The organism is Bacillus sp. TH50 (assembly GCF_016650565.1).
Taxonomy (GTDB): domain Bacteria; phylum Bacillota; class Bacilli; order Bacillales; family Bacillaceae_G; genus Bacillus_A; species Bacillus_A mycoides.
In genome coordinates, this window is sequence record NZ_JAEKFM010000007.1 from 688,402 (window position 1) to 701,453 (window position 13,052).

17 protein-coding genes are annotated in these 13,052 nt (G+C 33.3%); 11 read left to right on the forward strand and 6 right to left on the reverse strand.

What is annotated here, in order from left to right; all coding sequences use genetic code 11:
- Nucleotides 1-194: 194 nt before the first annotated feature.
- The 4 genes from JFU23_RS20600 to JFU23_RS20615 all read right to left on the reverse strand — a co-directional run bounded on the left by JFU23_RS20600 (nucleotide 195) and on the right by JFU23_RS20615 (nucleotide 2,789).
- On the reverse strand, nucleotides 195-713 hold the full coding sequence (locus tag JFU23_RS20600; protein WP_078178403.1) for a DUF4352 domain-containing protein: 519 nt from the start codon (nucleotides 711-713) through the stop codon (nucleotides 195-197).
- 314 nt (nucleotides 714-1,027) lie between these two features.
- Complete coding sequence (locus JFU23_RS20605) at nucleotides 1,028-1,372, reverse strand: DUF4064 domain-containing protein (protein WP_201032592.1); 345 nt, start codon at nucleotides 1,370-1,372, stop codon at nucleotides 1,028-1,030.
- A 20-nt stretch (nucleotides 1,373-1,392) separates the two neighbouring features.
- The gene (locus tag JFU23_RS20610; protein ID WP_201032593.1) at nucleotides 1,393-2,082 is read right to left on the reverse strand and encodes a DUF4352 domain-containing protein; all 690 of its coding nucleotides are present in this window, start codon (nucleotides 2,080-2,082) and stop codon (nucleotides 1,393-1,395) included.
- Nucleotides 2,083-2,345: 263 nt separating this feature from the next.
- Nucleotides 2,346-2,789, reverse strand: coding sequence for a DUF5065 family protein (locus tag JFU23_RS20615; protein ID WP_201032594.1), 444 nt, complete (start codon nucleotides 2,787-2,789; stop codon nucleotides 2,346-2,348).
- A gap of 788 nt (nucleotides 2,790-3,577) precedes the next feature.
- Between JFU23_RS20615 and JFU23_RS30630 the strand changes: the two genes are divergently transcribed.
- From JFU23_RS30630 to JFU23_RS20645, 7 genes are all read left to right on the forward strand, one after another.
- Nucleotides 3,578-3,775 carry a helix-turn-helix transcriptional regulator gene (locus JFU23_RS30630; protein ID WP_242483530.1) on the forward strand — a complete coding sequence of 66 codons (198 nt, stop codon included), beginning with the start codon at nucleotides 3,578-3,580 and terminating at the stop codon, nucleotides 3,773-3,775.
- A gap of 1 nt (nucleotide 3,776) precedes the next feature.
- Nucleotides 3,777-4,247, forward strand: coding sequence for a DUF6773 family protein (locus JFU23_RS20620; RefSeq protein WP_002035224.1), 471 nt, complete (start codon nucleotides 3,777-3,779; stop codon nucleotides 4,245-4,247).
- A gap of 287 nt (nucleotides 4,248-4,534) precedes the next feature.
- Nucleotides 4,535-5,191 (forward strand): uridine kinase family protein, encoded by a 657-nt coding sequence (locus JFU23_RS20625; RefSeq protein WP_201032595.1) that lies wholly within the window; start codon nucleotides 4,535-4,537, stop codon nucleotides 5,189-5,191.
- A gap of 75 nt (nucleotides 5,192-5,266) precedes the next feature.
- Nucleotides 5,267-5,704, forward strand: coding sequence for an NUDIX hydrolase (locus JFU23_RS20630; protein WP_001202613.1), 438 nt, complete (start codon nucleotides 5,267-5,269; stop codon nucleotides 5,702-5,704).
- 543 nt (nucleotides 5,705-6,247) lie between these two features.
- Nucleotides 6,248-6,916 (forward strand): DNA alkylation repair protein, encoded by a 669-nt coding sequence (locus JFU23_RS20635; protein ID WP_201032596.1) that lies wholly within the window; start codon nucleotides 6,248-6,250, stop codon nucleotides 6,914-6,916.
- A 99-nt stretch (nucleotides 6,917-7,015) separates the two neighbouring features.
- On the forward strand, nucleotides 7,016-7,204 hold the full coding sequence (locus JFU23_RS20640) for a hypothetical protein (protein WP_193663887.1): 189 nt from the start codon (nucleotides 7,016-7,018) through the stop codon (nucleotides 7,202-7,204).
- Nucleotides 7,205-8,417: 1,213 nt separating this feature from the next.
- Nucleotides 8,418-9,959 (forward strand): peptidase G2 autoproteolytic cleavage domain-containing protein, encoded by a 1,542-nt coding sequence (locus JFU23_RS20645; protein ID WP_207193014.1) that lies wholly within the window; start codon nucleotides 8,418-8,420, stop codon nucleotides 9,957-9,959.
- A 329-nt stretch (nucleotides 9,960-10,288) separates the two neighbouring features.
- Here the strand turns inward: JFU23_RS20645 and JFU23_RS20650 are convergent, their stop codons facing one another.
- Nucleotides 10,289-10,759: a hypothetical protein gene (locus JFU23_RS20650; RefSeq protein WP_201032597.1), complete on the reverse strand. Its 471-nt coding sequence runs from the start codon at nucleotides 10,757-10,759 to the stop codon at nucleotides 10,289-10,291.
- A gap of 273 nt (nucleotides 10,760-11,032) precedes the next feature.
- On the opposite strand from JFU23_RS20650, the gene JFU23_RS20655 reads away from it, so the two are divergent.
- From JFU23_RS20655 to JFU23_RS20665, 3 genes are all read left to right on the forward strand, one after another.
- Nucleotides 11,033-11,422, forward strand: coding sequence for a YflT domain-containing protein (locus tag JFU23_RS20655; protein WP_000448809.1), 390 nt, complete (start codon nucleotides 11,033-11,035; stop codon nucleotides 11,420-11,422).
- A 50-nt stretch (nucleotides 11,423-11,472) separates the two neighbouring features.
- The gene (locus tag JFU23_RS20660) at nucleotides 11,473-11,673 is read left to right on the forward strand and encodes a CsbD family protein (RefSeq protein ID WP_000004264.1); all 201 of its coding nucleotides are present in this window, start codon (nucleotides 11,473-11,475) and stop codon (nucleotides 11,671-11,673) included.
- A 74-nt stretch (nucleotides 11,674-11,747) separates the two neighbouring features.
- Nucleotides 11,748-11,999, forward strand: a complete 252-nt coding sequence (locus tag JFU23_RS20665) for a GlsB/YeaQ/YmgE family stress response membrane protein (protein ID WP_000522906.1) — start codon at nucleotides 11,748-11,750, stop codon at nucleotides 11,997-11,999.
- Nucleotides 12,000-12,162: 163 nt separating this feature from the next.
- Here JFU23_RS20665 and JFU23_RS20670 read toward each other — a convergent pair whose 3' ends face one another.
- The gene (locus JFU23_RS20670; RefSeq protein ID WP_002140674.1) at nucleotides 12,163-12,363 is read right to left on the reverse strand and encodes a methyltransferase; all 201 of its coding nucleotides are present in this window, start codon (nucleotides 12,361-12,363) and stop codon (nucleotides 12,163-12,165) included.
- A 350-nt stretch (nucleotides 12,364-12,713) separates the two neighbouring features.
- Between JFU23_RS20670 and rsbV the strand changes: the two genes are divergently transcribed.
- The gene (gene rsbV / locus JFU23_RS20675; protein WP_002011067.1) at nucleotides 12,714-13,052 is read left to right on the forward strand and encodes an anti sigma b factor antagonist RsbV; all 339 of its coding nucleotides are present in this window, start codon (nucleotides 12,714-12,716) and stop codon (nucleotides 13,050-13,052) included.

Genomic DNA, 13,052 nt, shown 5'->3' on the forward strand with positions numbered 1-13,052 from the left:
AAGGATCTCGCCATTTCTGTTGGATGGTGAGGTTTTTTAATGTACAAAAGAAAAGACACCCTAAGGTGCCTTCCTCCGACTTGAACCATCTTAATTTTAACAATATGTATTGGATTCCCATCCAAATAATATTTTACCGCATTAAGTAATGTCGGTTATTGAGAAAAAAAGGCACTCTTTCGAGTACCTTTTTACTATTCTACTTTTAATTTAATTTCTTTACCTGTCATACCGCCACTAGCTTTTAAGAAAAGTCCTTCAGCATCTTTTGGTATATCAAATACAATTTTACCTGTCTGTGTTAGACCAGGATTTAATTGTTTTAAGAAGAAGTCAGTTTTTCCACCGTTAGCTAAGTCAAAAGATGTTTGACCTTGTACTGAAGATGTGAATTCACGACCTTTGTTATCTACCAATTTAAAGCTGTTAGTATCAACAGTGATAGCGTCTTTTTGATTATTAGTAAGTGTAACTTCTAAAATCTTAAAGACACCTTGTGCTTGTTCTTTTGAGTATTCATTACCCACAGAATCTACTGTTTCCATAGATCCTACAGCGATTTTTACATCAGAAGATACACCTTCTTTTGATACCGCTTTAGTGTCTGTTGAAGTTTTTTCAGTTGAATCTCCACCACCAGCAACCATAGCAATTATTCCGATTACAAATAAAGCTATAATGCCTAGGCATCCAAACTTAAATATTTTTCCCACGTTTGTTCCTCCAATTATGTAAAATGTAAGATTGCCACGTTAATAATAACAAATTAAATATCTTTATATTGTCATATTATGTCGAAAGTAAATAAAAAGATAGTTTAGAAGTTTCAGACTGTATTTCTTTCCTATGACTTATTTTTCCCACGTATCTCTTATTCATAAAAAAAGACACCCTAAGGTGCCTTCCTCCGACTTGAACCACTTTAATTTTAATAATATGTATTGGACTCCCATCCAAATATTATTTTACCATGTTAAGTTATATTGTTCATTGAGAAAAAATAAAAGCACTCTTTCGAGTGCTCATTTTATGCAGAAACAGTAGCTTTATCTTTACGTAAGATACCCATTAATCCACCAATCAATAATAAAACTCCTGGTAATAAGTAAACGATAGAGATACAGATGAATCCGCCAATAGCAGCAACTGTCATCATGATACCGCCAACTTTAGCATTCTTTTTAACTACTACGCAGCCAACAATTCCTAAGATTGATAGACCGACAGCTCCCCATCCTAAACCGATGATGCTGTCTGCGCCTTCCGCTTCAAACGCTGCTCCCATACCGCCGATCATTAAAGCGATAAAAGCACTAATAATACCAAAAATACCACCAATAAGTCCTAATACAAATTCAGTTGTTCTTTTCATTCTAATTTCTCCTTTAAAATTTATTCTACTTTTAATTTAATTTCTTTACCCGTCATACCGCCACGAGCTTTTAATACTAAACCTTGTGCGTCAGCAGGAACGTCAAATATGATTTTACCTGTTTGAGATAAACCAGGGTTAAGTTGTTTTAAGAAGAAATCAGATTTACCACCATTTCCAATATCATAAGCTGTCTGAGCTTGTGTAGAATATGTAAATTCGCGGTCTTGATTGTCCATTAATTTGAAACTATTCGCATCAACAGTAATAGCATCCTTTTGATTGTTTGTAATAGAAATTTCAACTACCTTAAACACACCTTGAGCTTTTTCTTTTAAATATTCGCCACCAACAGAATCTATTGATTCAACAGAACCTACAGCGATTTTAACTTTAGAAGACTCCCCTTCTTTAGAAAGTTCTTTTTTTGGTTCCTCTTTCTTAGGTTCTTCTTTCTTTTTAGGCTGTTCTTTTTTCACTTCTTCTTTTTTAGGCTCTTCTTTCGGCGCTGTAGAAGCTTGTTGAGTTGTTTCTTTAGCCTTAGGTTTTTCTTCTTTATCTTCTGATGGTATTAAGATCATTGCTAACACAAGGCATACAATAGAACTAATAATTAGCTTGGCCTTAGGGTTTTTTTTGAAAATAGCAATAATAAATAATACAAACAGAACAATTGAAGCTAGAAAAATCAGTACTGCTAGTGTTTCCATATTCGATCCGCCTTTTTTTTATAGTTTTTGGTCAATATGTAAGATTTCCGAAACTATCATAACAGAAACGGTTACAACAATATTGTCGTATTTTGTCGAAATGAAATAAAAAAAGACACCCTAAGGTGCCTTCCTGCGATTGAACCATCGTAATATGGTATCGGATGCCAATCCAATTATTATTTTACCACGTTAAGTAGTTTTGGTTATTGAGAAATAATAAAAGCCCTCTTTTGAGTGCATGTTTCTAATTAATTACATCCTTAATTGATTGTAAATTGATTTGAATACGTGAATTCACCACGATATTTAATTGCAGCTACATAAGTACCACTTGTATAGCTATCTGTGATAGGGGTTTGCCAAATTTCTGTTCCAGGAAGAAATTCTGGTTCTATTGTTTGGAATCGTTCTAGGGTACCATTTGTGTGAACTTTAAAAATTTTCATTTGCGCACCAAAATGTTCTCTACCAAAGTGCTGTGTTAAGTAAAATGTATCACCAGTTATTAAATCCCCAATCATCCAATCAGGTTGATATGTACTTTCCACGGAACTTTCCAGATCCACAATGGTTTTAAATCCCCAATCATCATTAAATGGATCTGAGTAAGCTGCAGCAACTTGTGAGGTAGGCTTACTCATTTCTATTGCAGTAAACCCGCTAAATGTTAACGCCCCAATTAATGCTAATTTTCCTAATTTCATTATTGTTTCCCCCTATTAATTTTCGGAATTATTAAAAATCAGAAGTCATACACACATAATAATATAATTGATTGTATTATATTTCAAATATTTTCTAAAGAAATCCATAAAGACAAAAAAGACACCCTAAGGTGCCTTCCTCCGACTTGCCGCTTCTTAATTTTATTGTGTTATTCTTTTACTTGTACACTTGGTGTTAAGAAGGTATTGTATTGCTTAAAAAACATAAAAATATATAACAATCATCGAGTAAGCTTATTATAGCATCAATAAATAGAGTTTTTATATGTAATATTACATATATATAGATTTATTTATGTTTAATCTATATAATTAAATTGTCTGTTATTTGTTTTAATTCATTTACTTATTGTATTTTTGAACGCTCCAGCAATGGAGCTTTTTTTATGCAATAAAACATTTTCTTTGCGTTATTTAGTTGATCTATATTAACTTTACCTTCTTAAATTATATCTGTATTTTACCAAAACATTATATAGATAACCAGTTTTTTTAATAATCTAGTGAATTAATAATTTTAATGTTATTTGTTAATCATTAAATGAAAAAATACGATATTCTTTCCTATGATTCTACAGACAGGATATCGTATTTTCATATTTGTAGGATGGTTTTAGATGCAAAAAATAACAGAAATGAAAAAAGATATTAGTAATCTATATATGTCTTAATGTAAAATATATGTTGAATTTATTTTAGAAACAACATAATATATAGAATATAAGATTTATGTTATAAGGTTTATTTTTACCCATGAGGTGTATTTAATGTCTGTAAGTAAAATAAAAATTGCAAGAGTAGAAAAAGGCCTGACCCAACAAGAGTTAGCCAATATTGTAAATGTTACACGACAAACCATTAGTCTTATTGAAAGTAACAAATATAACCCTTCTTTAAAACTTTGCATTCACATAGCTAAAACATTAGCTAAAAGCTTAGATAAATTATTTTGGGAGGAACTTTAAATTGGAAAAACTAAAAAAATGGTTTTCACTCAGTACACATTCAGATGAAAGAATTCAACAAATCGAAATGAAAATTTGGGCTCAATCTGGAATTGTTGTCTTACTTATAGCTTTTGCTGATTTTATAATAAGAGGAGCATATCTACACCGTCCATTTCTAGAATGGGCTGCTTCATTAGCCATTATAATTTTTTATATGATATTCTTTTTTATTAAATCTATTCTGACTGGTGTTTATGAAACAGATATTAATAATAAAGAACAATTAAATGAAAAATTAAAAGAAAAAATGAGTAATACCTTTATTTTTTGTTTTGTCGCAATAGGTGCTACCACATACAAATATAACTTACCTGAAGATTTCGTTGGATGGTTATCAGTAATAGCAAGATTCATTATACTTTTCGCTTTCCTATTTGGTGTTCAATATCTTATTACAGTATTAGCATGGAAGAAATCCAATAAAATTTAATAAGTATAGACAAAGAAGCTTATCTTTTCGCACTTAATGATAAGCTTTTTATTATCTTTTCATCTTTTTTCGTTTTGGGGTACAATGAATTTCTTAGCTTGATAGCGATGTGGTACTACCCCAAATAACAATAAAATCCTTTGAAAATTAATATAGTTTTTTAAAAATAGAGATGATATTATGGATAATCATACCATTTTTTTCGCTTCATGTATGATTTTACAGTAGGATAACTCTATATTAAAATAATATAAATAAGAGAATGTATTAGTAACAGGGGGAGAATAATGAAAAAGTTATTACAAGAAATTATAAATTGGATCAGTATGACCGATGAACAGATTGTTATTGGCATTTCAGGACACGGTGCTGCCGGAAAAACAACGTTCGCCAATAAGCTCATAAACCAATTAAATCAAAATAAAGTGAGTTATATTAATACAGATCCATACATTGTTAGTTCAAATGTACGAAAGTATACAAGTATCCATTATACATATCAGAATGAAAATCATTATGATAAAATGACAGCTTGTCATCCATCAGCCCATCATTTGTCTGCGTTAGAAAGAGATGTTCAAATGGTAAGAGCTGGTTTAGATTTTTATACAATGGATACACATTATATAAAAAGTGAGTTAATTTCTTCGAAAAATAAGGTGACGATTGTAGAAGGAATGAGTGTCGCATTTATTAATCCAAATTTATTTGATTTGAAAATTTACTTCTATACAGATGGAGAAACAGAATTAATGAGAAGGTCTAGCCGTGATATTATTGAAAGAGGAGCCGATATTAATTACTTAAGGAAGTCTCATGAAGAACGTCGGATTCAGTATGAAGTGTTTATGCATCAGTATAGTCAACGTTTTGATATTATTATCAAAAATTCCAATGAAACAATACGTTTAGAAAAAAATACATTTGAGTTTTATAAAGTTTAAATACAAATACTTTATTTACTAAAATAGCAAGTTAGTGAATAAATTTTTCGTATTTTTTCGGAAGGATGTTAAGCAATGAGAGCACCGTATCAAGTATTGATATTTCCTTATATAAAAACTGACGATTCCATTCAATATGCCATTTTTAATCGAAGTGATTATGGTTATTGGCAAGGAATAGCTGGTGGTGGAGAAGATGGTGAGACTCCTATTGAATCAGCAAAACGAGAAGCGTTTGAAGAGGCTGGTATTACAAGAGAAAGTCCATATATAAAACTAGATTCTGTGTCTTCACTACCAGTAGAGGATGTAGTTGGTGAATTTCTTTGGGGCGAAGATGTTTATGTAATAAAAGAATTTTCTTTTGGAGTTAAAGTTCCTACAAAAAATATTAAATTATCTAAAGAACACTTCAATTATAAATGGCTGTGCTTTGAGGAAGCCGTAACGCTTTTAAAATGGGATAGTAACAAAACGGCTTTGTGGGAATTAAACAAAAGGCTGTTAAAATAATTAAAGTGTTAGTTAACAAAGCCGATAGTGGAGCGAGAATTAAACAACTTAAAAAAGCTTTGCTACATTACTTATGTAGCAAGGCTTTTTTCTTAGCGTACGAAATCGCGTTTTGTTGGCGGCACCCCATGCCCATCAAGCTAAGATTTTTAATTACCCCCAGAACGAAAATTTTATGCATCATTGATTACTGATAATGTTGCTTTATGTAGGTCACACAGGTAGATAGGGGTATACAGCTCTTCTTTTATGGTACACTTCAATAAAGGTTACAGCCGAGATACGTGTAAAAATAGGGCATATACTTACTTTTTTTCCATCCACGACCTATTGAGGTTATACGGGTATCGTTTCTTCTATTGGATGAGAGATTTTTTGTAAATCAATCACATAATCCCCAAAGCGTTTTATATGTCTACTTTAATACGAATATTAACTTTGGAGGCACACCACTGCAATAAGACTTATAACGAAATTAAATTCTTGATATATCCCGTCAAGGACATATTATGGAACAGTGCTTTAATAAAGGAGTTGTATAAAATGAATGAAAATAAAGGTACAGAAATAGAACGATTTTCAAAAGCAGAAAACATTCTACCTCAGATCAATAGTAAAACTAAGCTAGGCGACTTACGAAAAATTGCGAAGGATATTAAAAAAAATCACGAACTAGCTATGGAACTTTGGTCAACCGAAGAGTTTTTGCCCAGACTATTAGCAATCTTAATTATGGACAAAAAACTTCTTTCACAAGATGTGCTAAATAAGCTTGATAAGGATATGCAAACTCACACTTTTGATGAGCGAAATAACTTAATGGATTGGTTAATGGCTAATCAGCTCACCAAAGACAAGAAGAAAATTGCATTGATGGAGTCATGGGAAAATAGTCCTTCTGCTCTTCAAAGGCGAGCTTTCTGGTATTATCAAGCGCGATTGAGATGGACTGGACAAACACCGCCTGATAACACCGCATACTTGCTATCTGCATTAGAAGCTAATATTACGCAAGAAGAACCGGAAGTTCAATGGGCTATGAATTTCACCGCAGGCTGGATAGGCGTTTATGATGACAAGAATCGTGCACGTTGTATTGAACTTGGGGAGAAAACGGGTCTTTACAAAGATGAAATAGTAGCAAAAGGATGTACTCCCAGCTATTTGCCGAAGTTCATTACAATTGAAGTTAACAAACGACATAATAATTAGTTACTTCTGAAAAATTTATTTGGATTTAATGCAAAAATAGAAGAATATGTCTTATGTCTCATCAGACGAATATTATTCATTAGGAAAGGGATGCTTACGATGATAAAATTATCTTATAGTGGTTTAAAATATGGGGAAAGTGATGTGGAAGTAAAATTACTGGTGGATATACAAAATGATTGGTTTGAGGTAACACATACCAAGGAAGTGTCCCAAGTAATGAATAAATCAACAGGTAAATATATTATAGTAAATCGAAACACCTTGAAATGTGAGTTTGTTTCATAATACAAAGAAACTGTGAAACAACTAAATTTTATACAACTGACTATATCAGTCTCTTTATAGTCTGATCAGATAACAATAATCTATACGAAAATAGCGAAATCAAAAGAATATAAATAAAACCCTTGATTTATTTACGTTGAGTAGAAAATCAAGGGTTTTATTTACGTTGAGTAGAAAATCAAGGGTTTTTGGTTTGAAAAACGTCTTAGAATATAGTTTTAGCAAAATACTGGTAAGGTGATTTTTATGTATAAACAATGTCCGCTAATGCTTATTGCGTGATTTGGTTCCATTGCTACACAAACCCCATTATCTGCTACTTCCCCCTGGTTACAACAACGCTGGTATTGGGCTTTTTATATGAAATGGTAACAAATGTAAGTGTATGACCTATTTTTACACGTATCTCGGCTGTACCCTAAAATGAGCTTAATGTACGGAATTTGCGTTTTGTTGTTGCTATCCCATGCCCATCAATCTAATATTTTGAAGTGCACCAAAAAAAATTCCATCTCACTTTTTTGTTTTATAGATGAGAGCTGTGTAGCAATGATTTAGGTATCTACAAATCAAGAGTTTTTAACTATTCTCTCTATAGCGATGTTTTGCCATAGTATAATAAGATTCAGGATTTTGAGAAATGACAGAAATAAAAATTTCTTATATAAAAATGTAAAAATCCACCATATTTAATTTAGTTGTTATGATAATTCATATATCCTCTTAGCACCCTTAACTTGCTGGCGATGGGGTACCGCCAGCATTTTGGAAAACCCCCACGCTAAGAGCATGCAAGGTTTTATACAGCTTTGCGGCTAATCCAGTAACAAATGAAAAACTTATAACCATGCCAGGATAGGAATATATATAATCAATAAAGTAATAGAAAAAGAAAAAGGAGTTTCCTTGTGAGAGTAGGGAATCTCCTTTTTCTTTGCTACCGATAATGGGACGTTATGTTAACTTCATATGAATAAAGTATACAAATCCCAAAATAGAAATATTTTTTATATTGTATAAAAAGCGATATAAAATATGAAATTAGTTTATTAAAGAAAAATTGTTTATATATATCATTCTTCATAAAAATGATTTAACGTATTTTTATTGATGTCATTTTTCCCCTAATACATTTACTAATTATGATAAAAGTTTTTTAGGGGTGAAATATGTTAAATGAAAAAAATGGAAAGATCTAATACCGGATGATTTTTTGAGTGGTGCTGCATTAAATCCAAATTTAATTGGTCCTACATTACCACCAATTCCTTCTTTTACATTTCCAACAGGACCAACAGGAGAAACGGGGCCAACAGGGCCAACAGGGCCAACAGGGCCAACAGGACCAACAGGACCAACAGGACCAACAGGGCCAACAGGGCCAACAGGAGAAACGGGGCCAACAGGGCCAACAGGGCCAACAGGGCCAACAGGACCAACAGGACCAACAGGGCCAACAGGGCCAACAGGAGAAACGGGGCCAACAGGGCCAACAGGGCCAACAGGACCAACAGGATCAACAGGACCAACAGGAGAAACGGGACCAACAGGAGAAACGGGGCCAACAGGATTAACAGGACCAATAGGAGCAACGGGACCAACAGGAGAAACGGGGCCAATAGGACCAACAGGATCAACAGGAGAAACGGGGCCAACAGGATTAACAGGATCAATAGGAGAAACGGGGCCAACAGGATTAACAGGACCAATAGGATCAACAGGAGAAACGGGACCAACAGGATTAACAGGACCAACAGGAGAAACGGGGCCAACAGGACCAACAGCAACAAGCTGTATTAGAACTGACCCCGATAACGGATGTTCTGTGGCAGAAGGAAATAGTACTGTTGCAAATGGATTTGCCTCCCATGCCGAAGGAAGTGGCACAACAGCAAGTGGAGATTTCTCCCATGCCGAAGGAGTTGGCACAACAGCAAGCGGAAGTGCCTCCCATGCCGAAGGAAGTGGCACAATAGCAAGTGCAACTACCTCCCATGCCGAAGGATTTAGCACAACAGCAAATGGACTTTTTTCCCACGCTGAAGGTCTAAATACCATTGTAAATATAATTCATCCAGGTTCTCATATTATGGGACACGATGGAACTACACGATTCCCTTTTTCTTGGCATTTAGCAAATGGTGTTGGTATTGGACCATCATTAAATTCCGCTGTAATTGAAGGAGCAACAGGAAATCTTTACCTTGACGGTGTTGTATTATCTCCTGCTGCTGCGGATTATGCAGAAATGTTTGAAACCGTTGATGGAAACTCGATTGATGTTGGATACTTTGTAACTTTAGATGGAGATGGTGACAAAATACGAAAAGCGAATGCAAATGATGATTATATTCTAGGGGTAGTGAGTGCAACTCCAGCAATGATTGCAGATTCAAGTGATTTACGTTGGCATAATCTCTTCGTAAAAGATGAATGGGGAAGAACTCAATATCATGAAGTTATTGTACCAGAAAAAAAAGATGACGATGGAAAAGTGATTCACCCCTCCTTTACAAAACTCGAACCTATATTAAATCCTGAATGGGACTCCTCACAAGAGTATATCCCACGTTTGCAAAGACCTGAATGGGTACCTGTTGGTCTTGTTGGAAAACTTCTGGTTCGAGATGATGGAACATGTCAGCCAAAGAAATATTGTAAACCTAATAGTGAAGGTATCGCAACTGCGTCAAGTGAAGGGTATCGAGTAATGAAGCGCACAGGACCAAATCAAATTATGATTTTAGTTCGCTAAAAGACAAACGACCATATAACATATTGAGTTCTAATGTAACCAAATCAACATTAGAACAATGATAACTGGATTTGAATTGAGGCTTTTCACTTCCAATAATGATAATTATGTAAATGCGCTGTCCATATGGGCAGCTTATTTTATTTTTTGTTTAGCACGGGGATTTTTTCATGAAGAAAAGACACCTTATAAGGTGTCTTCCTTCGATTTGAAACATTTTAAGTTTAATAATATACGGTCTCGCCACTGACCTATTAGGCTGAAATTTTATAGTGTTTCTGAACAAAATTTTGTGCTGATTTTGAATCCTTAAGTTGATGGGGATCCTTTTATGTTTTATCATTTTTAAAAAAATCCTTCATTATCTTAGCGCCTTTAATATTCACCGTTACAGCTTCTACTTTATCTTTCTTCTCATCTTTAGCAATCGTAATTTGTTCCTTATTATCAACCCACACAAGAAACTCTTCTTTTGAGTCATCTTTATATGTAACGGTTATAGTAGAATGCGCAGATGCCCTCTTTTTTTGATCTAGTGTGATTGTTTTCGGTGTTCCTTTTTGGACTGCTGAAGCGATTGATTGTATCATTTCCTCGTTATCTGTTTGAGATTTGGAACTAGTATTACTTGTTGTTCTAAGCATCTCAATGTTGGTAATGTCTGCAGAGTTTAATTGAATGGTATTTTTCGTATTTTCTTGCTTAGTTGTTGGAGTATTATTTGTAGTAGAAGTGCTTGTACAACCTATTAAAGTGAAAGATAGAGCGGTTAGAGCGCATATAGATATGATTTTTTTCATAGTATCCCTCCTTACGTTTAATTATAACAATTTTCTGTTATTTCAGGTAGTTATTGTAAGGAGATAATTTTGTAAATCATAGGGAGACATGTTTACTAGTTTTAATGATGTTCGTATGAATAATATGAAGCGTATATATGAAAAATATGCGGTTCATTCTCTATCAAAATCAAAATTCACATAATTTTTTTCATATTTTATGTTTAACATTTCGAAAATGGGTGTATTACATATAATATAACAAATAATTCATTTTAGAGGAGGAAGTTAAAGATGGAAACGAAGTATAGTAAACCTTTTGTATATGAATTTATTACGGAGAAAGAGGTCATGAATGCAGCGAATGATCTAGTGAAGAAAGGAATCGACCAAAAAGATATTTACGTATTAACACATGAGAAAGAAAGGACAGATAGAATCGCAGACAATGCAGACGTGAATACAATTGGAATAAAAGAAGAGGGACTTGGGACAAGTATTATTAATGTTTTTCAAAAAACAGGAGATCAGTTAAGAAATAAGATGCAAGAATTAGGACTTAATGAGGAAGAAGCTAACTTTTATGAAGAAAAACTGGATGAAGGGAAAATCTTGTTATTCGTTAAGGATTTAGAAAGAGTCGGTGAATGGTTACAAGAGAGAAGATGCACGTATTCTATTTAAATTCATACTCTTTAAATCTACAAATCTATTACGAAAAGGAGATTGGAAATATGAGTGAGAGCGGGCTAAAAGAACAAATTACTGGTAAAGTTGAAAAGAAAAAGGGGCAAGTAAAAGAAGGAATTGGTGAAGTTACAGAAGATAGAGAGTTGAAAAATGAAGGGAAGTGGGAGAAGACGAAGGGAACTGTAAAAGAAAAAGTCGGAAAAGTGAAACAAAAGATAAGTGATGGATTGGATAACAAAGAATAATACATGTTTATCAAGCTTTGGTTAAACGCCAAAGCTTGATAAATCCATTATAAAAATATATAGGAGGTCTAATTGTGGGACTTATTATTACGTGTATTGTAGGTGGACTTATTGGTATGTTAGCTGGAATGATTACGGGAAAAGACTTTCCTTTAGGTATAGTTGGTAATGTTATTGCCGGATTAATCGGATCTTGGGTAGGTAGTGCGTTATTTGGTCACTGGGGTCCTGAATGGGGAGGCATCTTTATTCTTCCAGCTTTATTAGGTGCAATCGTCTTTATTTTAATCGTTACATTCTTTTCTAGAATGCTACGGAAAGCGTAAGTATGATAATGAATAGTAATCTTAAGTTTATTATATATAGCTATAAAGTTAATAAACTAATAAATATACATAAAAAAGCATCCAATTAAAATAATTTGGATGCTTTTTTAATGTATTTTACATAGGAATCAGTGAGGATGGCCCCACTGATTGAGATTACATATTAAGCTATCGTTACTTTTTTACAATTATTTATTCTTACGACCTGCCTCGGTTCTATATGAGATAAGTCCTCGCTATTACCTATATCAACTACAATTGTATTCGTTAGTATGTTAATAATGGAACCAATTAATTTTGTAGCATGATCGTGTCGATAAGAAAATTGAACAAAATCTCCCTTTTTAAAGCTGTGCTCTTCCATAGATAGATCCCCCTAAAAATAATGTTTATACATTATACATACACAAATTTATAAGGTTTAAACATTTGGTAGTATTTTTTTTAGTGTTAAGCTGAGAAAGGTGTAGAAAATTTATTTATCCCGCTTTAATGGGCAGTAAGCCCCCCACCTCAAAATTCAGCGAAAGCAAAGAATTTAGGTGGGGAATCAACTGCCCATAAAAGTCCGATTGGTGAGGGCTAATAATCAGTGGGGGATGAAGAAAACCCCCACTGATTAAAGTTTCACTTTATAATTAAAATGAAAAAATATGTTTAAAACTAATTTTTATGGGTAATTAAATAGTAGTAGTTTGAGATAAGGGGGCGGAAATGATGAATTTGGCAATAAATATTTTGCAAAATGATTTAGGTTATACAGTACAACTTAATGGTGAGATTGATGCGTATACGGCATCAGATTTGAAAAATAAGGTAATGCCTATTGCAAGTGAGAAAGAGGTTTATATAGTAGTAGATTTTAATAAGGTAGATTATATGGATAGTACAGGTTTAGGCGTTTTTATAGCGCTATTAAAAGCAATTAAGAAAAATGATGGGAAACTAGAGTTTATTGGTGTATCTAAAAGGTTAAAAAGATTATTCGATATTACAGGACTAACAGAAATATTAAATTTGAATTCAGATTTTGAAAAAGTAGAAAGAAGGTGA